At 54.1% G+C, this 23,307-nt stretch carries 18 protein-coding genes; 11 read left to right on the top strand and 7 right to left on the bottom strand.

Annotation, left to right across the window (positions count from 1 at the left end; translation table 11 throughout):
• Window positions 1-105: 105 nt before the first annotated feature.
• The 5 genes from EDM60_RS06620 to EDM60_RS06600 are packed head-to-tail and all read left to right on the top strand — an operon-like array spanning window position 106 to window position 5,873.
• The gene (locus tag EDM60_RS06620) at window positions 106-1,089 is read left to right on the top strand and encodes a GDP-mannose 4,6-dehydratase (RefSeq protein WP_122963228.1); all 984 of its coding nucleotides are present in this window, start codon (window positions 106-108) and stop codon (window positions 1,087-1,089) included.
• Entirely contained in the window at window positions 1,089-2,330 is a 1,242-nt protein-coding gene (locus tag EDM60_RS06615; RefSeq protein WP_122963227.1) for a glycosyltransferase family 2 protein, read from the top strand. The genes EDM60_RS06620 and EDM60_RS06615 overlap by 1 nt, the downstream gene beginning before the upstream one ends.
• A 31-nt stretch (window positions 2,331-2,361) precedes the next feature.
• On the top strand, window positions 2,362-3,318 hold the full coding sequence (locus tag EDM60_RS06610; RefSeq protein ID WP_122963226.1) for a GDP-L-fucose synthase family protein: 957 nt from the start codon (window positions 2,362-2,364) through the stop codon (window positions 3,316-3,318).
• Window positions 3,315-4,421 (top strand): glycosyltransferase family 4 protein, encoded by a 1,107-nt coding sequence (locus tag EDM60_RS06605; protein WP_122963225.1) that lies wholly within the window; start codon window positions 3,315-3,317, stop codon window positions 4,419-4,421. Before EDM60_RS06610 ends, EDM60_RS06605 begins: the two co-directional genes overlap by 4 nt.
• Window positions 4,422-4,439: 18 nt before the next feature.
• The gene (locus EDM60_RS06600) at window positions 4,440-5,873 is read left to right on the top strand and encodes an FkbM family methyltransferase (protein WP_229049878.1); all 1,434 of its coding nucleotides are present in this window, start codon (window positions 4,440-4,442) and stop codon (window positions 5,871-5,873) included.
• A gap of 104 nt (window positions 5,874-5,977) precedes the next feature.
• On the opposite strand, the gene EDM60_RS06595 is transcribed toward EDM60_RS06600, so the two are convergent.
• The 5 genes from EDM60_RS06595 to EDM60_RS06575 all read right to left on the bottom strand — a co-directional run bounded on the left by EDM60_RS06595 (window position 5,978) and on the right by EDM60_RS06575 (window position 11,135).
• The gene (locus EDM60_RS06595) at window positions 5,978-6,877 is read right to left on the bottom strand and encodes an NAD-dependent epimerase/dehydratase family protein (protein WP_122963224.1); all 900 of its coding nucleotides are present in this window, start codon (window positions 6,875-6,877) and stop codon (window positions 5,978-5,980) included.
• Window positions 6,878-6,883: 6 nt separating this feature from the next.
• Entirely contained in the window at window positions 6,884-7,651 is a 768-nt protein-coding gene (gene rfbF, locus EDM60_RS06590) for a glucose-1-phosphate cytidylyltransferase (protein ID WP_122963223.1), read from the bottom strand.
• Window positions 7,648-8,751 carry a CDP-glucose 4,6-dehydratase gene (gene rfbG / locus EDM60_RS06585; RefSeq protein ID WP_122963271.1) on the bottom strand — a complete coding sequence of 368 codons (1,104 nt, stop codon included), beginning with the start codon at window positions 8,749-8,751 and terminating at the stop codon, window positions 7,648-7,650. Before rfbG ends, rfbF begins: the two co-directional genes overlap by 4 nt.
• The gene (locus EDM60_RS06580) at window positions 8,751-10,118 is read right to left on the bottom strand and encodes a sugar phosphate nucleotidyltransferase (RefSeq protein WP_122963222.1); all 1,368 of its coding nucleotides are present in this window, start codon (window positions 10,116-10,118) and stop codon (window positions 8,751-8,753) included. Before EDM60_RS06580 ends, rfbG begins: the two co-directional genes overlap by 1 nt.
• A 168-nt stretch (window positions 10,119-10,286) precedes the next feature.
• Window positions 10,287-11,135, bottom strand: a complete 849-nt coding sequence (locus EDM60_RS06575) for a hypothetical protein (protein ID WP_122963221.1) — start codon at window positions 11,133-11,135, stop codon at window positions 10,287-10,289.
• A gap of 234 nt (window positions 11,136-11,369) precedes the next feature.
• Here EDM60_RS06575 and EDM60_RS06570 point away from each other — a divergent pair, with 234 nt between their 5' ends.
• Window positions 11,370-12,197 carry a DUF1698 domain-containing protein gene (locus EDM60_RS06570; protein ID WP_233454199.1) on the top strand — a complete coding sequence of 276 codons (828 nt, stop codon included), beginning with the start codon at window positions 11,370-11,372 and terminating at the stop codon, window positions 12,195-12,197.
• A gap of 195 nt (window positions 12,198-12,392) precedes the next feature.
• Window positions 12,393-13,580, top strand: coding sequence for a glycosyltransferase family 2 protein (locus tag EDM60_RS06565; protein WP_122963220.1), 1,188 nt, complete (start codon window positions 12,393-12,395; stop codon window positions 13,578-13,580).
• Window positions 13,581-13,596: 16 nt separating this feature from the next.
• On the opposite strand, the gene EDM60_RS06560 is transcribed toward EDM60_RS06565, so the two are convergent.
• A complete protein-coding gene (locus tag EDM60_RS06560) occupies window positions 13,597-13,941 on the bottom strand; it encodes a DUF1360 domain-containing protein (RefSeq protein ID WP_122963219.1) in 345 nt (114 codons plus the stop codon).
• Window positions 13,942-14,035: 94 nt separating this feature from the next.
• Between EDM60_RS06560 and EDM60_RS06555 the strand changes: the two genes are divergently transcribed.
• On the top strand, window positions 14,036-15,118 hold the full coding sequence (locus EDM60_RS06555) for a peptidoglycan-binding protein (protein WP_122963218.1): 1,083 nt from the start codon (window positions 14,036-14,038) through the stop codon (window positions 15,116-15,118).
• A 60-nt stretch (window positions 15,119-15,178) separates the two neighbouring features.
• On the opposite strand, the gene EDM60_RS06550 is transcribed toward EDM60_RS06555, so the two are convergent.
• Entirely contained in the window at window positions 15,179-16,708 is a 1,530-nt protein-coding gene (locus EDM60_RS06550; RefSeq protein ID WP_122963217.1) for a hypothetical protein, read from the bottom strand.
• Window positions 16,709-16,847: 139 nt separating this feature from the next.
• Between EDM60_RS06550 and EDM60_RS06545 the strand changes: the two genes are divergently transcribed.
• The 3 genes from EDM60_RS06545 to EDM60_RS06535 all read left to right on the top strand — a co-directional run bounded on the left by EDM60_RS06545 (window position 16,848) and on the right by EDM60_RS06535 (window position 23,286).
• On the top strand, window positions 16,848-17,732 hold the full coding sequence (locus EDM60_RS06545) for a glycosyltransferase family 2 protein (protein WP_122963216.1): 885 nt from the start codon (window positions 16,848-16,850) through the stop codon (window positions 17,730-17,732).
• Between the two features lie 107 nt (window positions 17,733-17,839).
• Entirely contained in the window at window positions 17,840-19,042 is a 1,203-nt protein-coding gene (locus tag EDM60_RS06540; RefSeq protein ID WP_122963215.1) for a BMQ_0737 family morphogenetic spore coat protein, read from the top strand.
• Between the two features lie 173 nt (window positions 19,043-19,215).
• Complete coding sequence (locus EDM60_RS06535; RefSeq protein WP_122963214.1) at window positions 19,216-23,286, top strand: hypothetical protein; 4,071 nt, start codon at window positions 19,216-19,218, stop codon at window positions 23,284-23,286.
• Window positions 23,287-23,307 lie beyond the last annotated feature (21 nt).

Raw genomic sequence — 23,307 nt, 5'->3', positions numbered from 1 at the left:
CAGTATCCGCATGTTCTTACTATATATAAAGCAACTGCTTTCTTTTTTTGGAAACGGTTTTGCCTGCTGCTGCAAAAAAACATCACGAGCAAGGGGGGAAGCCTCTTGAAAGTTTTGATTACAGGCATTACCGGGTTTGCCGGCAGCCATTTGGCAGAATATCTGCTCTCGCGCGGCGATGTCGAAATCTATGGAACTTACCGGGCCCGCAGCCGAATGGACCATATCGCCCACATCGCGGATCAGCTTCATCTCGTGGAATGCGAACTGCAAGACCCCGCAGCCGTCGCCCAAATGATTGCCCGAATCAAGCCGGCACATATTTACCATCTCGCTGCCCAAAGCTTTGTCCCCGCTTCGTGGACTTCGCCCGCCGACACGATGATGAACAATATCGTCAGCCAGCTGCACATTTTCGAAGCGGTCCGGGCAGCTGATATTCCGTGCAAAATACAGGTGGCATGCTCCAGCGAGGAATACGGCCTCGTCTACCCTGACGAACTGCCAGTGCGGGAGACAAACCCGCTGCGGCCGCAGAGTCCTTATGCCGTGAGCAAAATCGCCCAAGATTTTCTCGGCTACCAGTATTATCAAAGCTACGGACTTTCCATTGTTCGCACGCGTACTTTTAACCATACAGGGCCGCGGCGGGGAGAGCGCTTTGCCACCTCCAATTTCGCCAAACAAATTGCCCAAATCGAGCTTGGCTTGCAGCCGCCGCACGTCCATGTCGGAAACTTGCAAGCGCGACGTGACTTTACAGATGTGCGCGATGTCGTCAAAGCGTATTGGCTCGCGCTGGAACGGGGAGTGCCCGGGAGCGTCTACAACATCTCTTCGGGGAACACGCGAACGATCGAAGAAGTATTGCATACCCTCCTGTCCTTCACTTCCGCACCTGTGCAGATTCTCGTCGATCCCAAGCGGCTGCGCCCCTCCGACGTAGAGGTACTGCTCGGCGACGCCAGCGCTTTTTGCACGCAAACGGGCTGGCAGCCGGAAATTCCTTTTCACCAGACGATGCACGACTTACTTCAATATTGGCGAGACACTTTGCAAGCACAAGCCGGGGAAAAGGAGGGCAGTTGATGGGATCGCAGAACTTGCCGCTAGTCAGTATCATTACGCCTTCCTTCAATCAGGCCGCCTTTATCAGGCAAACGATCGAGAGTGTGCGCAGCCAGGACTATCCGTACATCGAACACATCGTCGTCGACGGCGGTTCCACAGACGGGACTTTGGAGATTTTGCAGGAATACGCCCATGAAAAACAGCGCTTCCGCTTCGTTTCCGAGCCTGACCGGGGCCAGTCGCACGCCATCAACAAAGGCTTGGCACTGGCAAAAGGCCAGATCATCGGCTGGCTGAACTCGGATGACAAGTATTTGAATGGCGCTGTCGGCAAAGCCATCTCTGCGCTGCAAACCAACCCGCAGTGGTCGATGGTGTACGGGAACGCCCTGCACATCAACGCCGAGGACAAGATTACCAGCGTCTACCCGACAAAGCCGTTTTCCCGTCAGGCCCTGTTTCTGTTTTGCATCATTTGCCAACCGACTGCCTTCATCCGCAAAGAAGTCTTTCAAGCTGTCGGCGGTGTGGACGAAAACTTGCACTATTGCATGGACTACGACTTGTGGATGCGCCTGTCCAAAACGCATCAGGTCGGCTACATTCACGATTTTCTCGCTGCCTCCCGCCTGCATGCAGCCTGCAAGTCCGTCGCGCTGGAGGTCGATCTCGGACTGCCGGAAATATTGCTGGCCAGCGTCCGGCACTTCGGCACCGTCGCCAATCACTGGCTGTATCATTTTCTCACGCACTATCCGAACAAAGGCGTGTTCTGGTATCTCGATCTGTTCAAAAGTCATCGGGTCTTCGGAAATACTCCCCTGCTCGTGGACAGCAATCGCCATGCTTCCTTCTGGGTCCCGCCGCGCTACCGGATGCATCTGTACGTCGATCCGGCCCAGCCGATGCATGCTCTGGTCATCAAAGGCATCAATACGTTATTCAACCAGCCTGTTCACGTCCACGTCATGGTCGATCAAGTGCCGACCGCTCATCACGTCATTCCGGCCGGTCACTTTGAAACGAGCATCGTATTCCCAGTTACTACGCCGAATGCCGTCGTCGAGCTGGTGTGCAGCAGGCAGCAAATTTTGCCGGAAACAGAAATGGCGGCAAGCATCGGCACGGTCAGCTTCCAAGTGCAAAATGCGATGCCGCTCTCTGCCCAGGAATACCAGTTTTACTTGGAATACAAAAAAAATCCTCGGGATGTCGCCAACTGGTTGTTGAAAAACAGGCAGCCAGTCCCTTCGCTGTGACCACATTCGCGTAAAGGAAGGTGTTGCTTTCATGAATCTGTCGGACAAACGAATCGTCGTTACCGGCGGAGCAGGTTTCCTGGGAAAGCATGTGCTCAGCCAGCTGCAAGCCCAGCAATGCCAGCATGTGTTCGTCCCGAGAAGCCGCGACTTTGATCTGCGCAAAGAAAACGACATCGTCTTGATGCTGCATACTTACGCACCGGACATCATTATCCACCTCGCCGCCGTCGTAGGGGGCATCGGCGCCAACCAGAAAAATCCCGGCAAATTTTTTTACGACAACCTGATCATGGGCACACAGTTGATCGAGCAAGCGAGACTGTTTGGCGTGAAAAAGTTTGTCGCCATCGGAACGATTTGCTCTTATCCCAAGTTCGCACCCGTCCCTTTTCTGGAGGAAGACCTGTGGAACGGCTACCCGGAAGAGACGAACGCTCCGTACGGTTTGGCGAAAAAAATGATGCTGGTGCAGTCTCAGGCGTATCGTGAGCAGTACGGCTTCAATTCGATTTTCTTGCTGCCCGTCAACCTGTACGGCCCTCACGACAACTTCGATCTCGAATCTTCCCACGTCATCCCGGCGATCATCCGCAAATGCCTGGAGGCCAAAGCCGCCAAACAGGACGAGATCGTTCTCTGGGGCACCGGGAACGTCACCCGCGAATTTATTTATGTACAGGACGCTGCCCGCGCCATTGTGCTGGCGACCGAGAAATACGATTCCTCCGATCCGGTCAATATCGGCTCCGGTGAAGAAATGACCATTGCCGAGCTGGCCAGTACGATTCAAAAGCTGTGCGGGTACGAAGGACGGATTGTCTGGGACGCCAGCAAGCCTGACGGACAGCCGCGCCGCAAGCTGGCAACAGACAAAGCGAGGGACGCTTTTGGCTTTACGGCAACCACTCCGCTTCTCGCAGGCTTGCAGCAAACGATTGACTGGTATCGCCAGCACAGACGCGATGACGAGGTGAAGGCTCCGTGAAAATCGGTGTAAATCTGCTCGCCTGTATCCCTGGAAAAATCGGCGGCATGGAACAGTACGTGCGGAATTTGCTGGCGTACTCGATTCAAAACAAGGACAACGACCAATGGTTCTTGTTTTTGACCAAGACGAATTACCACACCTTTCCCAACCATCCGAAAATCCAAAAAGTGATGATGCACGAGCACATAGACGCGCACAAGCAGTTCCACGCCTGGATTCGCGCGCTTGCGCTCGATCTGTGGTTCTGCCCGCTCCTGGTGCTGAATCCGATCGATGCTCCCATCCCGAGCGTGATCAACATCCCGGACATTCAGCATGAATTTTACCCGCAGTTTTTTGACGAGAACTCGCTGCAATGGCGCAAGGCGACCTACCAATCGTCCGCGCTGAAGACAAACGCCGTCTTGACGTTGTCCGAGTATTCCCGGGAGAGCATCATTACCAAGTTCGGGATTCCGAAGCATCGCGTACATGCGATCCATCTCGATTCTGCCCATGAATTTACGCTCCCGTACAACGAATCCGTCAATCAGCGGGTGCGGCAAAAATATCGGCTGCCCGCTCATTACGGCTATTATCCTGCGAATACGTGGTGGCACAAAAATCACGTTTCGCTCTTGCAGGCGCTCGCTTATTTGCGCGATGCACACCAGTTGAAAATTCATATGGTGTTCACCGGAGCCCCCCAGGAAGCACACAACCAGGTTCTGACGACGATCCGTGAGCACCAGTTGTCCGATCAAATTACGTGGCTGGACTACATTCCGCAGGAAGAGATGCCGTATTTGTTTCGCAACGCCAACTTTCTCTGCTTCCCGTCCCTGTTCGAAGGCTTCGGGATTCCGCTGGTGGAAGCGATGCGAACCGAGCTGCCGATCATTTGCTCCAACAACGGCAGCATCCCGGAAATCGTCGGAGACGCTGCGCTTACTTTCGATCCGACTTCTCCGGAAGACATCGCCCGCAAAATAGTCGAGGTGCAAAACCAGTCTGTGCGCTCGGACCTCATCGCCAAAGGATTGCGGCAAGCGGCACAGTTTTCCTGGTCCAAATGCGCCAGGGAAACGCTCGCGGTTCTGCATCAGGTCGCAGGAAAATAACCGAAAGAGGAAAGGAGCATGCTCATGTCACGCATGGACGAAATCAGGCGGGTTTGGCAACAGGAGTTGCGCATTCCGTTTCCGCTCACCGCTCAGGAAGCGTGGGATTTTTGGCTGCTGGAATCGCCGCCTTACGAGGTGAAAACGACAGCTGTCGCCCAATACGGAAAAAAGCACCAAATCAACACGCTGATTGAAACCGGCACGTATCGCGGTTACATGGTGGATGCCCAGAAGGCTGTTTTTCAACGAATTTATTCGATCGAGCTTGACCTTGCACTGTACACGGCAGCCAAAACGCATTTCGCCGCCGACGCCCATGTATCCATCTTGCACGGCGACAGCGGCACAGTGCTTCCCCAACTGCTCGCATCGATTGACGAACCTTGCCTGTTCTGGCTGGACGGACACTACATCCCGCTGTCAACCGAGTCTGCAAAAGGCAATCTCGATACGCCAATTTTGGCCGAACTGGCCGCCATCTTGTCCCATCCCGTGCCGAATCACGTCATCCTGATTGACGACGCCCGCTGCTTCATCGGCTCCAATCCGCTGTTAAAAGACTATCCGACCATCGCCGAGCTGAAACAGTACGTGGCTACCCTGCGGCCCGATCTGCACTTCGAAGTGAAGGACGACATCATCCGCATTCATCCGCCGATTGCCCACGATCCGAAAAAGACGGTCACCTTCCGTCTGCCTTTTGACGAAAAATCGTTTTTGGTCCACGGCAGCAGTTCAGACCAGAGCGTCCTGTACTACATCGAAATGGCAAACGGCCTCTACGAGGAGTACGTGCTTAACGTGCTGAAGCGGGTCGTGAAGCCAGATTCCATCTGTCTCGACATCGGGGCGAACCTCGGAACGATTTCGCTTGCGCTCAGTCATCTCGCACCGCAGGGCAAGGTGTACGCGTTTGAGCCATCTTCCGTCAACCTCGCCTTTTTGCATCAGACTTTGCAGGATAATGGGATCGGCAATGTAGAGCCTGTTCCGCTCGGCGTATTCGACCGCAACGGCATCATCGAGTTTTGCGAGGTCGATCGCGGCGGCGGCTGGTCGTTCATCGCCAGCGAAGCGACTTCTGCTGCTACCAACACGATTTCGTGCACGCGTCTGGACGACTGGGTCGCTGCTCATAACCTGTCCCGGATCGACTTGATCAAGCTCGACGTGGAAGGCTCGGAGATTCAGGTGCTGCAAGGCGGGCAGGAAACATTCAAAGCCTTCGATCCCGATCTGGTGATCGAATTTAATCCCGACAACCTGCGCGGCTATTTCGGCAAGGACCCCAACGAGCTGTTCCTGCGGCTGTTCGCGCTGTACAAAAAAATCTACTTGATTAAACGGGAAGGCGGGCTGCTCCCGATCCACTCCTATCCCCAACTGTTGGAGGCCATCAGGCCGTTTCACGGCGATTTGTTTTGCACGAACAAAACGGCTCTGCTGTAATCCACGCCAGCCTCGTCATCCGCAACAAAAAAATGCCCGGCTGCGCCGTCCCGAACGAAGGGAACGCAGCCGGGCTGTTTTGTTGTTCGTTCGCTGTTTTTTTGTTAATCCGCGGCTTCCTTTTGCAAGATCAGCTTCAATCCTTGCTCCAGGGAAACGCGCGCTTGCCAGCCGAGTGCGCCGAGTTTGCCCGTATCGGCTTGCGAGCACATCAGCTCCCCCTCTCGCTGGGCGAATGCTCCGAATTGCAGCACCGCCGTCGAGCGAGTCAGCGAATGAATTTTTTCGACCAATTCACGTACCGCCGTCGCTTTGCCCGTTCCCACCTGAAACTCGGCGTATTCGGCTGGCAAGGACGACTTTTCCCGCAGCAAAAGCAAGTACGCTGCCACGACATCCTCTACATATACAAAGTCGCGCTTCTGCTCCCCGGAAGTGAGCGCGAGCTGTGCCCCATCCCGAAGACACTGGCTGATTACGTACGGGATGAATTTGTCAGACTGGTCGAACGGCCCGTATACGTGCTCCAGCCGCATGTTGGCAAACGTCAGCCCGTACTTTTTGGCTATGTACGCCCCCCATTCCGCAAACTGCTTTTTCGTCAGGTGATAGCCTGCCAAATGCGGCGCTCCTTGTGCAAGGGAATCGCGGGAAAACGTATCCGTATTCACAAACAGCCTGGTGCCCTGCTCACAACAAAGCTGGAGGAGCCGAAGCGGGAACAAGACGTTGGCTTCCAGCAGTCCCACGTCTGACTCCCCTCTCCGGCCGTAAGCGGTTGCGGCATGAATGACGGCATCAAAAGGCCCTTGCTCGGCAAAGAGCCGGTACACGCTCCCTTCCTCATCTGCATCGTACGCGATCATCTCGCTGGCGATGTCCGCAAGCCTTGTGCAATCGGACGAGCTGCGTTTGACGATGACCAGCCGATGCGAAGCTTGCACCAATGCCCGCGCCAGATGGCTGCCGAGAAATCCGGTCGCTCCCGTAAGCAAAATGTTCATGCTCTGCTACCTCCACTCCGCCTTTCCGCTTTTCCACAGCGACTCCAGGTAATTTTTGTCGCGCATCGTGTCCATCGGCTGCCAAAATCCGCTGTGCCGATAGGCTGCGAGCTTGCCGCTTTGCGCCAGTCGTTCCAGCGGCGCTTGCTCAAAAACAGTCGCATCATCGTCCAGATAGGAAAACACCTCTGGCTGCAACACGAAAAATCCGGCATTGATCCAACCGCCATCGCCGCTCGGCTTTTCCTGGAAGCCTTTCACCTGGCCGTCTGCTTCCAGATCGAGCGCGCCAAACCTTCCTGGCGGCTGCACGGCCGTAATCGTCGCCAGCTTGCCGTGCGACTGATGGAACGCAACGAGAGCGGCAATATCGATATTTCCCACCCCGTCTCCATACGTAAGCATGAACGGCTCCTCGCCGACGAATGGCTGGATTCGCTTGATCCTGCCGCCTGTCATCGTATCCTTGCCCGTATCGATCAGCGTCACCTTCCACGGGTCCTGGCAGCGATTGTGCAAAATCATCTCGTTCCCGCGGCGAAAGTCAAACGTGACATCCGACTGGTGCAAAAAGTAGTGGGCGAAATATTCCTTGATCATGTAGCCTTTGTAGCCGAGGCAAATAATGAAATCGTTGTACCCGTACTTGGAGTAGATGGACATGATATGGCAAATGATCGGCTTTTCCCCGATCTCAATCAGGGGCTTCGGCCTAAGCTGCGATTCTTCTCCGATCCGCGTTCCGTATCCGCCAGCCAAGATAACGACTTTCATGAAGCCCCCTCCTTTCCGTATTGATCGATGTGCGCAAAACAGACTTGCCGCATGTCGGCTTGTTGCTGGTAGGCTCTTGTCCACTCCACGATGCGATCCAATGCCTGCTCGATCGTCCAGTGCGGACGCCAGCCCAGCTTTTCCCGCGCTTGCGAGCTGTCGAGTCTGAGGTACGTCGTCTCGTGAAAAGAAGCTCGCTCGTCAACCTCGTAAGTCGCCTGCTTTCCCCATTTTTGGCACAGACGCGCAGCCAGCCATTCCACGCTTTTGGCGTCGTTGGCATCCGGCCCGAAATTCCAGCTACAGGAGTAGCGTAGACTATCCCCATACAACCTTTGCGCCAGCAGCAAATACCCGTGCAGCGACTCCAAAACGTGCTGCCAAGGGCGAACCGCTTGCGGATGGCGAAGCTGCATCGGCTGGTCAGCGAGCAAACTCCGCAGCAGATCAGGAATCAACCGCCCGCCTGTGAAATCGCCGCCACCGATGACGTTGCCTGCGCGTGCTGTTGCAAGTCCGATCGGAGGCAAGTCTTGGGCCTGCCCGTCCTGCTGAAAAAAAGCAGCGCGGTAACAGGCGGTCACCATTTCTGCGCACGCCTTGCTATTGGAATACGGGTCGTGCCCGCCCAGCGTGTCCACCTCCCGATACCCCCAGGGCCACTCCTTGTTTTCGTAGCATTTGTCTGTCGTGACATTGACCAGCGCGCGGATGGGAATACCTGCATTTCTCGCCAGGCGAACGGCTTCCAGCAAATAAACCGTTCCCATGACGTTCGTCTCATAAGTGGCGACAGGTTCCTGATAGGACAGGCCAACCAGAGGCTGTGCCGCCATATGGATGACGATATCCGGTTTTGCTTGCAAAAGCGCCGTTTGCAGCTGCTGACTGTCGCGAATGTCGCCTGACACGGAGTCGATCAAGGAATCGATGCGGCACAGCTCAAACAGGCTGGGATGGGTCGGCGGAGCCAGCGCATATCCGGTCACCTGCGCCCCCAAGCGATGCAGCAACAGGCACATCCACGAGCCTTTGAAGCCCGTATGTCCTGTCAGGAACACTCTTTTTCCTTGCCAAAAGGCAGCGTCTGGTCGCATCATCATTCACTGACCATTTCCACGATGTCATTCCAGTCCATGCCCAGCCGGACGATGTCCTCTTCGACCAGCTTGCTGCCCATCTGCACCTCGATAATGTCGAGGTCGCTGATCGCTTTGATCGCATGCTTGGCTCCGACAGGAATTTCCACCACATCGCCAGGCTTGACGATCATCAAGCGATCATTCAGGACAAACTCCCCTTCTCCCTCCACTATCATCCACACCTCGCTGCGAAAGTGGTGGTATTGATAGCTCAAATTTTTTCCGGCGTGGAGGTGGAGCTGCTTGGTCAACACCTCGACCTTTTCATTCATTTTCTGAAACTGCAAGACGTGGTACCAGCCCCAGCGCCGCTCCTCGAACATCGGCCGCTGCGACCAATCGCTTGCAATATCCTTGACCTTGTGGCTTTTGTCCTTCGCTGCGACCAGGATGCCATCCGGGCTGGCGGCGACGACGAGGTCGGATACGCCAATTGCGACGATCGGCAAATCCAGTTCATTAATGACGTGCGTATTCGTGCTTTCCTCCAGATGCACGCGCCCCACTGAGCTGTCGCTCATTTCCTCGGTCAGCGTGTTCCATGTGCCAAGGTCCTTCCAATCGCCTGCGTACGGCACAACGACGACATGCTTGGCTTTTTCGACAACCTCGTAATCAAAACTGATTTTCGGCAATGCCGTATAGCGCGCAACCAGCTGATCGTAGTCCGTCGGCAGTTGTTTCTTTTGCAGCTCTTGCAGCATATAGCCCAGGCGAAACGCAAATACGCCGCAATTCCACAGGGCGCCTTGCGCAATCAGCTGGGAAGCTGTTTCCACAGAAGGCTTTTCTGTAAAGCGCGCGACCTGCAAAAAGCTGCCAGACTCGTTGTCGGCTTGCACCGGAATGACGTATCCATACTTGGTGGAAGGGTACGTCGGCTTGACTCCCATCAAGGCGAGGTCGGCCCCTGACTGCTGTATGACCGTTTCCAGTCCTTTCAACTTTTGAAAAAAGTGATCCTCCACAAAAGAGTCGACAGGCATCACAGTCACGACCTCGTCTGGCCCCAGTTGTTTGACGCTGTGCAAATAACTGGCGATCAGCGCGATGGCGGGAAACGTATCCCTTTTTTGCGGCTCCAGAATCAGCGGCACATCCGGTCCCAGCTGGCTGTATATGAGATCTACCTGCGATTGACTCGTTGAGATATAAGCCATGTCCTCAAACTGATTGGCAGCAAGCTGCCTCCATACCCGCTGAACCATGGATTCCGGTTCGCTTTCCCCATTGCGAATCAGCTTCAAAAACTGCTTGGAGCGAACATCGTTGGAGAGCGGCCACAGTCTTTTGCCCGAACCGCCCGATAGCAACACCAGTTTCATCCAGGCCACCTCTGTCCGTTAAACTTCATGCATGAATCATCATATGAAAAGTTGGTAGAGGGTGACTGTTTGGTACGCGAAAATGGTCGATTCTCCCGCTTTTTGGAAAACCGGCAATCACTAGCCTAGTAGACAAATACCCCGACGCGATTCGCCGGGGCATGAGCTTCAGTTCTGTATGGTCCATTGGGACGATGCATAGTCGTAATAATGAACGCCGGGTTGCCTGGGGATATGGGGGAGCCAGAAATCTTTCATGTAGCTTTTGGCCGTAAGCCCCTGGAAATGCAACGAATTTAGCCGCTTGAGGGCACCGCTGGCCAGATCCTTGCAGTAGAGCTGTCCGTCGATGGCGTACACTTTTTTCTTGCCCGAAAGACTCTCTGCCCACCGCGGGCGGTTAATATTTTCGTCGAAGAAGCTGTCGCCGAACGTTCCATGCGTATGCGCCTGGCCGGAGTAAGAACGGAAATAAAGCAGGCACAGCACCATGTCCGACACCAGCGGAACCCCTTCGATCACCTGGTCAAGCTCGATCGTTTTTTGCACGAGCAGCCGAAACATCTGCGGATTCACAAAGTATTGCATCGTCAAATTGCAGAAACGATCCAGCGTATCCAAGCCTACGAAACTTGTCCACGCAAACTCCATGGAAAACGCCCGGTATTCCGGCTTGTTGACCTGGGTGTAGAGCATCACGTCCGAATCGAGGTAAAAGCAGCCTTGTATCCGGTTTTTGCGCATGAAGTCGCGGAGAATAAACCAGCGCTGAAAGCAGAACAAATTATATTCGTAGCTCATGACATGCATGTGCTGATACACCTTGGCGAACATCTGCGCTGTCTGCATATACGAATCCATCATGACATGCATGGCGCCGGACGAGGCGTATTTCCGGTTAGCCTCCCTGCCGAGCAAGTAAACGGGAGAGCGGGGATTGCTCATCTTGGCTTGCCGCAAACTGTAGGCTAAATAATCCTCATCGTCCCTGTGCATGAAAATGATAGGCAAGGTCATTGGCGCACCCTCCTGTACATTCCTTTTCCTCCACCGTATGCTTTTCGGATCGTGCCGGAAACGGCCACTGCTTGTACCGGACGCCTAAATCCGCCGCCATGCGCCTGAGAATGGGGGATTACACCCGTTTCCCGACATCTGCGGCGTTCATATCGTAATGTAGCATGATCGCATTTTGCCTAGACACCGATTCTTCTGAAGGAGGGACATGAGTGGGAGGAACATGGACAGACAGTGAAATTTTGGCGGAGATTGGCCAAGCGCACCTGGTACCATAAAATTCAGTTGCGTCCCGGGATCGCAACTCCTGGCCTGAAAATTTTGGAGCCACTTTGGGACAGTACGCGCAAATCCAGAGCGCACATCAATTACGCAGGGAAACGGGTGCTGGACATTGCCAGCTTCGACGGAATGTGGGCGTTTGAAGCAGAAAAGCTCGGAGCCTCGCTCGTCGTCGCCACCGACTGCATGCAGCCGCTGTACTCCAACTTTGAACTGTGCAAAGACATTCTCGAAAGCAAGGTTCTTCCGCTGTATAACATTTCTCCCTACAACTTGTGGGAAGGTTTGAAAGTGCTGCTGATGGACGATTTCTCCGCTCCGTTGCCGTTCCCGCAGCAAATTCGCCACAACCTGTTCGATATCGTTCAGCATACCGGACTGCTCTACCACGTCCGCGATCCTTTGTGGACGCTGTCGCAAGCGCGCAGTGTGATCAAGACTGGCGGACATCTGCTGTTGGAGACGGCTTGCATCCTCGACGACAACGAATCAAGAATGATCTTCAACGGCCCTCCGGGAAATATGAACAGAATCTACCACGATATAACGACCTACTGGGTGCCTTCGATCAGATGTTTGCGGGAGATGCTCGCCAGCACGCTTTTCGAAGTATTGCCGCAAAGCATCACAACCGTCAACTCCGGGACCAAAAACGACTACCCGATCGGCCGCGTCACGATGGTTGCGCGGGCCATCAGCGGACGGGAAACAGCTGCCGATTCGTACGCGGAACTGCTGCGCATTTACCGCAACCCGGGTCTGGTGCCGGACTATTTGTAAGGTAAGCACAATCTCGCCATGTGCGTCTATCAAGGTGTGCGCTCCCTCCTGCAAGCGAGGGCGCCACACCTTTTTGCTATGGGAATCTGTCAAAATAAGAAACGTATCCCGATGCCAAATCCGGTTCTTGTACATATGGTATTGCAGGCGTGCCATTTCTTTTTTGCGCTGACTTTTTGAAAAGGAGTGACAGAAATGTCTAGCGGGCAGCTGCCTCTCGTCAGTATCGTAACCCCCTCCTTCAACCAGGCCAGATTCATTCGCGAAACGATCAACAGCGTGCTGCTCCAGGACTACCCGAACCTGGAAATGCTCGTGATCGACGGCGGTTCGACGGATGGAACACTCGCCATTTTGCAGGAATACGCCAGTGCGGACAGCCGCTTCCGATATATTTCCGAACCGGACAACGGACAATCCCATGCGCTCAACAAAGGTTTTGCCATGGCGCAAGGAACCATCATCGGCTGGCTCAACTCGGACGACACCTATCTTCCCGGAGCGATTCGCAAGGCTGTCCACGCTTTATTGCAGCATCCGGCTTGGGGAATGGTTCATGGAAAATGTCAGGTCATCAATGAACATAGCCAGGCAGTCAATACGTTTCCCTCCTCGCACGCCGATGCCAAGCAGCTTTACTACACGTGCTGCATCTGCCAGCCCGCCGCGTTTATTCGCCGCAATGTCATCACCCACATGAAGGGCGTGGACGAAAAGCTGAACTTTTGCATGGACTACGAGCTTTGGATGCGCATCGCCAAATTTCATCAAATTGGCTTTGTTCCGGAGTTTTTCGCCAATGCCCGCATCCACGCCACCTGCAAATCGACGACGCAGTGGCATTCGGTCGGAATCCCGGAAGTGTTCAAATCGCTCGCCAAGCACTATTCGAGCATCCCGAGCGGCTGGATCTCGCACGTCTCGCAATATCGGGGGATGGGCGTAATTGACTTGCTGAAAATATTCAAGTCGTTTCCTTCCAACTCCACTCGTATTACCAGCACGAACCGCTTCCCGGACACATGGGCGCCTCCCGTCTTGCGCACGATCATTCAGTCTGACCCTGACAAGCCGGCACATATTTTGCTGATCAAAGGCAAAATTCCCGGTGCGCCAGCAAAGCTGCCCAAACCTTTTCAACTGACCGCTCTCGTCAACGGAGCCCGGGCCAAGTCTTTCACCGTCGAAAAGTCGCAGTTCGCCCTGGAAATCCCGCTCGACCCGCGAACAAACGTGCATCGCGTAGACATCGCTTCTTCCTTGACAGCCCCGGCGACCGTCCCGCATCTGCAAAACAAGCTGGTCGGAGGTTATCAGGCCGAGGAAGTGATCCCGCTGTCTCATGATGAATTTGTTGTGTATCAAGCTTTTTCGCGAGCCTAAAGACCCTGCGCATGCTTCACATGTACAGCCTCGTCTCCAGAACAGCCGCCGCCCCTGCAATCGCCAGCAGCAACAAGATGGGATAGGCGGCTGGTACATACGCGTAGACCGCCACTGTCGCCACAGCTACCCAAATGCCCGTGCACCAGTGGCAACTGAGCAATTCGCCAAAAAAGCGGCGGATTTTTCCCCCTTTAAAACGATACTGCCGATTCATTTGTCCGGTCGCGTCTGCCTCGTACACGACGGTAAAAAACGGGTTGCGAAGAAACGACGTGATCTCGTCATACACAATCAAATGGGTGAGGCGAAAGCTGGCCAGCACGAGAATGACCAGGTCAATCCACGAGATGCCAAACATCGAATTTTCCCTCTTTCCAATATTTTGTGGTTTCTTTCCCCAAACAATATCGGGTACCATTGGAGGGCGACAAACCAGAGAAAGGCGTGATGACATGAATCGCAACATTTCGAAGATTGCAGCTATCCTTTCCCTGTCCGTCACCTTCACCATGATCGGACAACCTGCATTTGCAAAAACAACATTTACCCCTCTGAAAAAGGGGATGAATAATGCACGCGTGCTCGAAGTGGAGAAAATGCTCGATGCCCTGCATTTTGACCACAAGCTGAAAGTAGACAAGCTCTATACCGTCGACACCGTGTACAACGTCAAGCAATTCCAGAAAAAGTACAAGCTCAAGCAAACGGGAATTGTGAACAAAGCGACTTACGACAAGCTGAACAAAGTGTACAAGGCGCAAAAGACAAAACCGGCTCCCAAACCGGAGACGCCAAGCAAGCCTGCCGAACCAGCTGTCACCCTGAAACTCGGCTCTACAGGTGAGCGCGTCAAAGATTTGCAAGCCATGCTCGCCAACCTCGGCTACAAGGTGACTGCGACAGGCACTTATGATGACTCTACCCGTTTTGCCGTCATGCTGTTTCAATCCCGCAACAAGCAGACTTTGACCGGGGAAGCCGACGCGAAAACGTACAAGGCGATTGAGGAGCAGTACAAGAACAACAAGAACAATCCGAAGCCAACTCCGACACCGACACCAACGCCAACCCCGACACCGCCTGTGACGCCAACACAGCCGGAAAAACCGCAAAACCCGGGCACTGGCACGACCGTTCCTTTGCCAGCCGATTTGACTGCTGACGAAAAGGAAATGGTCCAGTTGGTCAATCAGGAGCGCACGAGCCGCGGACTCGCGCCGTACCAGGTCGATATGCAACTGGTCAAAGTAGCGCGAGTCAAAGCCCAGGAGATGGTGACCAAAGGCTACTTCAGCCACACTTCTCCGACGTACGGTTCGCCTTTCCAGATGATGGACACCTTTGGTATCAATTATATGGCGGCAGCTGAAAACATTGCCCAAAATCCGTCGGTAAGCGGTGCCCATCAAATGTTCATGAACTCTTCGGGCCACAAGACCAACATCCTCAGCCCTACGTATGACTATGTGGGAATCGCTGTAGTCAATGGCGGCCCTTACGGAAAAACGTTCGTCCAAATGTTTTTGAAAAAGTAAGCTCGCTGAATGTAAAAGCCATCATTTCGCTATCGAAATGGTGGCTTTTTTTGCCTGTGCCTAGAACGAAACAGCAATCCGGTTGTTCGCCGAAAAATGCACGGATTGGTCATTGCAGAGAACGACTCCTTCTACAACGATCGCCTTGCCCGAATCCTGCTTCAAAAAAGACACCTGGAAATTTTGAAAAGCTTCCGCTGACTGCGGAGGGATCGCGACAGGCTGGATCGGAGCAATCCAGTATTCGCCGCGCTCCATCGCTTGGGTAAACCAGTCGTCATCAAGATACCGCCAGCCTTTCAAGCCGTTGCTGCCTTGCACAGCCAATGTCTCGACCAGCCGCGGCGGCAAAATTTGCCCGCCCATCTTGATCGAATCGGCTGGGCTTACCCGCAGGCAAACGATCGGATTGTACAGCACCTCTGTTCCCGTGTTTTTGACTTGCAGAGTGCCTATTAGCAAATACGGTTTTTCATTGGAGTCTGAGTGAATCAATGTGTAGTCAAAAAACACTTCTGCGGCTGTGCGCGCTTCTACAGCCTGTTCTTGCTCCTGTTCCTGTTCCTCTGTTTGTTCGGGAGCTGCTTCTTCTATATGGAGGACGGCTGCGTGCGGTTCCCGTGGTTGCTCTCGCTCCTGCGATGCGACTACCTCTTCTGCCAGGTGTGCAGCAACTTCCTGCTCTTGCTGAACCACTTGCTCTGCCTGCGGCTGTTCCGCCTTTTGCAGGCTCGCTACTGCTGTCTGTTCCTCCTGAACGTCTAGCGCCGCCTGTGCCGTCATGACTGGCGCCTCGGCTTGCTCCTCGCCAGCTTCGCTCTCGATTTGCTCGCAATCGTGCTCATCTGCCTGGTCAAGCAGCTCCTCCACTTCTGCAAGCAATTCCTCATCGTCGCTTGTGCTTGTGGTCAGCTGACTTTGCTCGGACGACCAGACGCTGGAGTAGAACAGCTTCAATATGTTCGGGGGAAGGTAAGCAAGCGGCTGAATGTGCAAGCCGTTTTGAAAATATTCCAAAATGCCCGAAGCAAGATAGAAGGCTATTTTTTCGCCGTAAGCTTTTCTTTTGTACACTTCCGTGTGAATCGGAATTTGCAACTGGATATGCACGATTCCGCCCGCTTGTTTGGGCGCTTTGCTCGCTTTTTGCTGGCACGCTATCCCCGTCTGCTTCAGTTCTTGCTGCAAGCAGCGGATCAGCTCTCTCTGCCGCTCATTTTCGTGCGGATATAAAACCAGCCGCGGCTTTTCCAGCAAGCGCAGTTCCTTCATGCTGAAGCGGATCGCAACATCCGTATTTTTCGCCAGGCTGAGGTTGTTTTTCGTCAGCACCACTTCCATTCCATAATCAGAAACGAAGCGCTGGACTTTCCCCAGCACATCCCACTCGTAGGCAGTTTCCGTCGTTTGGCCGCCTGTAAAAAGAACGCACACTTTCCCTTTCAGGCCCGAATCGAGATCGATCCGCTTCTGTTTCGGGTCCCATTTCAATTGAAATCCGTTTTGCTTGCAAAACAATCGAAAAGCAGGCAGAGCCGCATACGGCATGGTCCCGCCACGCTGCCCGCTGTAATATACCTCGACGTCCATCCTTTTCACTCCTCACGACACGATCTAGACTCTCCGCGATATTGTATGAATGCCTAGTGCCAAGAGTGAGCAAATTTGGCAGCGGGCGTTCCCTCCCCTGACGTGCGGCATACCATGGCTACTAGAAAGGAGTGGTCATATGTCCGTCGAGCAACCGCCATTGGTCTCTATTATCATCCCTGTCAAAAACGAAGGAGACAATGTGCGCACAACGATTACTTCTCTCGTCAATGCGAGAACCAATATGACCTATGAAGTCATCGTGGTCGACGATGCTTCTACTGATAATGGCTGTCATTTTTTGCGCAATCAGGAAAACCCGTCAAACATCAAGCTGATCACGACAGAAGGGATCGGAGCAGCCGCCGCGAGAAATTTGGGCGTCGATCACGCGCAGGGCAGGTTTTTGATCTTTTGCGATGCGCACCTCGCTTTTGAAAATTTCTGGATCGATCGCATGCTGGAGCTGATCCTCACCAAAAAAGCGGACGGCGTCGCACCGGGGATCGCCTCCATGACAGAGCCGCACAAAATCGGCTACGGCCAAAAGCTTGATCAAAAGCTGGGCGTCGTCTGGTATCCGAATCCGCAGCGGCCTGCTCCGATTGCGATTTTGCCAGGGGGCTGCTTTATTGTCACGCGAGAAGCTTTCATGAAGGTCGGCGGATTCGATCGCGGGTTCCGCGTGTGGGGCTTTGAAGACATCGAGTTTTCCATCAAAATGTGGCTGTTCGGCTTCACCTGCTTTGTCCACCCTTCCGTGAAAATTCGTCATCTGTTCAGGCAAACTCATCCTTATACAGTGGTGCATGAGCACATCTACTACAATATGCTGCGGATGGCGTACAGCCATTTTAGCGAACAGCGGATTGAAGCCACGAAGAAGCTCATCGTGTACGCAAATGCCAGCGAAATCGAAGACGACGTGCTGACATCTGGAGCAGCTGCCCAGCGCATCCGCTACCTCGCCCAGAGAAAACGCGATGACAACTGGTTTTTCCAACAATTTCAAATCCCGTTTTAATCCGTCTTTCACCTAAAAAATGGGCATTCGTTGACAAGCAAATTTCCCCTTGCCCACATAGTATGTAACTGCAAAGCAAATCCCCTAGGAAAGGAAGGATTCTTACGGTGAAACATCCTGTGAAGCCCATTATGGGTCGCCAGCTCCCTACACCAACACCGACCGCTACTCCTCCTACTCCGAACAACCTTCAGGAAGAGTGCATTCGCGTTCAAAAGGTGTACGACTGGGTCGTTCTTGCTAACAGCTACCGGAACAAGATTGCCCTTCCCGACGATTGTCGAGCACTTGTGGACGCAGCTATTCGTGCAGGGCAAGATATTTCCATCTCGTGCGTAGAGCCTGTATCTCCTGGCCCTAGCTGCAGCGTCGTCAGCATTCGCCGCGAAAACATCACAGTCAACGGCACAACCGTCCGCGTAGGTGTTGTCCGCTTCGTGTTCAGCGCCACTGTTATCGTGCGCGTTTTCGCAGACGGAACGCCACTCTGCGAATTTACGACAACGGTACAGTTCGATCAGGAGGTCGTACTGTGCTTGCCTGAACCGCTTGACGAAGACAACATCGTTTGCCGAATCAGCGCCCTGGAATGCAGCCCTACAGGCAACGTACTCCTCGGCGGCATGGTTCAGCTGGATGTCATTGTGTGCGTGGAAATCCAGGTAGAAGCGGAAGTCAAACTCGAAGTGCTCGCCAAATTCTGCTCGCCGCGTCCTAACAACATTCCTGTACCGTCGCCAACGCCTTCTTTCCGTTGCCCGCCGATCACATTCCCGCCACAATGCCCGCCAATCTTCCCAGTTCGCAACTGCGATTGCCAGGCGTCCGTAAACGCACTGATCCCGAACGTATCGATCAGCATCGGTATCCCACTCGAAATCGCAGTCGGTACAGTCCAGCTCATCGCCGATATCTGCCCAAGCTGCGATCCATCCAGCAGCTCGTTCACCTTTAATTTCTTCGATACAGTCTTGACTGACCTGTTGGGCGACCAAAGCTTCAGCTTCTCGCCTACCTCGATCAGTTCGCCTACGTGCATTACCGTGCTGCCAGGTCTGGATCTGATCACTGGTCTGGTCGTATCCGGTACCGGCGTGAGAACCTTCACAGCAACCGGAGCGCAAGAGTTCATGACCTACTCCTTGACTCTGGCCGAAACAGCACTCGGTCTGCCAGACGTGATCATCCTGACACTGACAGATGCAAACGGCATCCTCGTCTTCTCTGCCAACCTCACCATCGTTCCCGACGAGCAATTGCTGGTGCGCGATTGCGTCACATTCGGAGACATCGTCATCACCACGCCGTAAGCTTCCTGCTTCCTGCAAACTATACTGGTGTTTCCACCGGGAGAAGACTTTGTCTTCTCCCTTTTTTCGTTTCTTTTGCCGCCAGATTGGCCGCATCGGGATACAGGCACCAAATGCCGACCATTACATATGTCTATAGAGGATAACCTTACGCAAAAAAGGAGGACAACACTGTGCTTAAAAAAAGAACCTCCAGCACAAGCAAGCCAAAAGCAGGGAACGAGAAGTTCCTTTTGCTGAAAAAACAGGCGTACTACTACGAGGACAAAGCTAACCAACTGGGCATGAGAGTGATGGAGCTTGAGGAAAAGATAGAAGCAACCAGCCTGGAAAACCAGGAATACCGGGCACAGCTGGAGGAACTGCACCAGACCCTCGCCGATCTGGACCAAAAAGCAAATGAATGGCAGCAGTACACGGATCAGTCGCAGAAGCTGCTCAGCGATCTGGAAGCGAAACTGGACCACTACCAGAACCTTCTCCAGCAGCGCGAAAAAGCCATTTCGGTCTACAAAGATCGGGAGGGCAAGCTGAAGCGAACGGTAGATGAGCTGCGGAGCGAGCTGCACGAGCATGAAACATCCCCCAAGCTCGCGGAAGCCATTTCCAAGCATGAGGCCATGGAAGCCACTTTGCGGGAGCGTATCGAACTATTGCAGCGCAGGCTGGATCACTTTGAGAAAAAGGAAGCGGAGTGGGAGCAAAGCCTGGCGAAGCTGAAATCATATGAGTCCGCCAGCGAGCACGCACAGCAGCAGCTGGAGGAAGCGAGACGAAAAGAAGCAGAACTGGCACAGCTGATCGCCTCGTCGGAGCAGGTCAACACCCAGTTGCATGAGCAGCAGCAACAACAGCGTGACAAGATCGAGGAGCTGCTTGCAGAACGCCAGCAGTTGCTCGAAACGATTACCCATTTGGAGCAGCAGGAAAATTCCTGGAAACGAGCGCTTGAGCATATGCACGACGAATACGAAAGCGCCCAACTCGTGGAACAGGAGCAGCTTTCCCAGCTGGAGCATTTGCAAGAGCAGCTGGAAGCATCCCAGCAAGACCTGCACACCAAGCGCCAACAGTTGGAAGCGACAAACAAGAATCTGGAAACAACTTCCCTGCAACTCCAAGAAACGACTCAACTTTTGCAAGACACGTCCGCACAGCTGACAAACGCGTCCCAGCAACTGGAAGCTGCACGCGATCTGGAAGCGCAGCTTTTGCTCAAACAGCAGCACTTAGATGAAACCGCACGGCAACTGCACGAGACAACCGTACAATTGCAAAACGCCTCGGCCCAGCTGGAAGCTACCTCCCAGCAGCTTGACGCGGCCCGCGCTCTGGAGCAGGAGCTGGTCGAGAAGCAGCAACAGCTGGAAGCTGCCCTTGTTCAGCGGGAACAGCAGGAGCTTTCGTTGCAGCAAGCCCTGGAGAAAAAAGACGCTGAGCTGATCGCGGCTCATCACGATTATTTGGCGTTAATTGAAAGGCACGATCAGACGCTGCAACAGCTGGGCACAACGGCACAGCAACTCGACGAAACAAATCAGCAACTGGAAGACACCACAGCCCGGCTGCACAGCACAACTTCCCAACTCGACGCCGCCTCCCAGCAGCTGGATCACACTGCGCAACAGCTTGACGCGACTTCCCGGCAACTGGATCAAACTACACAACAGCTTGACGCCGCTTCCCGCCAGCTCGATGCCGCTCGCGAACACGAGACGCAGCTTCTCGCCCAACAGCAACAGCTCGAAGCAGCCGTCACGCATTGGGAGCAACAAAAGATCGTGTGGACCGAGGCGCTTGAGCAAAAAGACGCTGAGGTGCAAGCTGCGCTCCACCTGTCCCACGAGTGGAATGCGAAGCACGACCAGGTGGTTCAACAGCTTGACGCGACCTCTCAACAGCTCGATGCCAAGGCTGAGCAGCTCGACGACGCTTTGCAGCAACTTGACGTGACTACGCAGCAACTCGACACGACTGCGCAGCAGCTTGACACTACTTCCGCTCAGCTCGGCGAAGCGAACCAACTTTTGGCGGAAACGGCGGCTCAACTGCAAACCACGACTTCCCTGCTCGATGCCAAATCCGAGCAGCTTGACGACGCTTTGCAGCAACTTGACGTGACCACGAAGCAGCTCGACACGACTGCGCAGCAGCTTGACACTACTTCCGCTCAGCTCGGCGAAGCGAACCAGCTTTTGGCGGAAACGGCTGCTCAACTGCAAAACACGACTTTCCTGCTCGATGCCAAGTCCGAGCAGCTTGACGACGCTTTGCAGCAACTTGACGTGACCACTCAGCAACTCGACACTACTTCGCAGCAGCTCGACACCACCTCCGCTCAGCTCGGCGAAGCGAACCAGCTTTTGGCGGAAACGGCTGCTCAACTGCAAACCACGACTTCCCTGCTCGATGCCAAGTCCGAGCAGCTTGACGACGCTTTGCAGCAACTTGACGTGACCACTCAGCAACTCGACACTACTTCGCAGCAGCTCGACACCACCTCCGCTCAGCTCGGCGAAGCGAACCAACTTTTGGCGGAAACGGCGGCTCAACTGCACAGCACGACTTCCCTGCTCGATGCCAAGTCCGAGCAGCTTGACGACGCTTTACAGCAACTTGACGTGACCACTCAGCAACTCGACACTACTTCGCAGCAGCTTGACACCACTTCCGCCCAACTCGTCGAAGCGAACCAGCTTTTGGCGGAAACGGCGGCTCAACTGCACAGCACGACTTCCCTGCTCGATGCCAAGTCCGAGCAGCTTGACGACGCTTTGCAGCAACTTGACGTGACTACTCAGCAACTCGACACGACTGCGCAGCAGCTTGACGCCACTTCCCGACAGCTCGAAAGCGCCCTTGCCTCCAAGGCGCAGCTGGTTGCGAGGCAGGAGCAGCTCCAGGCAAGCATCGCGGACTGGGAGCAGCAGGAAGTTTTCTGGCAGCAAGCTTTGGAACAAAAAACAGCCGAGCTGCATAGCGCTCATCAGGACTACCTCGAACTGAGCGGAAAACACGAGCAAGCGCTTCAGCAGTTGAACACAGCTTCCCAGCAGCTTGACGAAGCACAGCAACAGTTGGCAGATACTCAAGCCGAACTGCAAAACACCCGCTCCCAACTGGACGCATCTTCCCAACAACTCGGCGAAACACAGCAACAACTGGAAAGCACAACTGCACAACTGCAAGACACCACAGAGCAACTCCAAGCCGCTCGCGAGCAGGCAGCGCAGCTGACCGCGAAGCAACAACAACTCGAAGCAAGCATTGCCCAGTGGGAGCAACAAGAGCGACTGTGGCAACAAGCTTTGGAACAAAAAAATACCGAACTGCAAGACGCCCACCGCGACTATCTCGAATTGGGCGAAAAGCACACCCAGACGCTTCAGCAGCTTAACAGTTCTGCGCAACAACTCGCCGAGGCGACCAAACAACTGGACGAAACAAAAACCCAACTGCAAAGCACAACTTCCCTGTTCGACGTTACTTCCCAGCAACTCCATGCCGCTCGCGAGCAGGAAGTACAGCTGCTGACCAAGCAGCAACAGCTGGAAGCAGCGATCGCCCGATTGGAGCAACAGGAGCAGCAGTTGAAGCAAGAATTGGAACAAAAGAGCAGCGAACTGCAAACGAGTCGCCAATCGTATGAGCAATTGAACGACAAGCACCTTTCGCTCGTTCAGCAGCTAAACACCGCTTCCCAACAGCTGGAAGCAACGAAAGAACTGGAAGCGCGCCTGACCGCAAAACAACAACAGCTCGACGACGCGCAAAAACAGCTAACCGAAGCAAACGCAAACTTGTCCGCGATCCAGAAGCAGCTGCGGGCCGCCGAAGACAAGCTGACTTTGCAACAGACGGATGAAAGCAGCTGGAACAAACGCCTGGAAGACACGATTCACTCCTTCAAGCAACAGCTCAAAGAAAAAGAAAAACAACTGGAGCAAATCACTACCCAGGAGCTTGTCTTGAAAAAGACAGTCGCCGGACTAAAACAGTTGGTCAAGGAGCATCAGGAGAAAGAGGAGAAGTACAGACAAGCCATAAAAGATTTCAGCCAAAAAGAAGCGCGGGCAAACAAGACGTTGAGCCAACTGCCGCACAGCACTTCTTCGTCCATGAACGGCCACATGAACGGCAACATGAACGGCAACGCAAACAACAACATCCCTGCTTCCAGCCCAATCTCGTTCAAGATGCCGCCGCATACGCAGCAAGGAAACACATTCAACCCGTTCAAGTGACCAGTTGCAATGTGCGATCGC

It is taken from the genome of Brevibacillus parabrevis (genome assembly GCF_003710905.1).
In the GTDB taxonomy this organism is placed as follows: Bacteria; Bacillota; Bacilli; order Brevibacillales; family Brevibacillaceae; genus Brevibacillus; species Brevibacillus parabrevis.
This window is presented reverse-complemented; position numbering and strand designations above follow the sequence as displayed.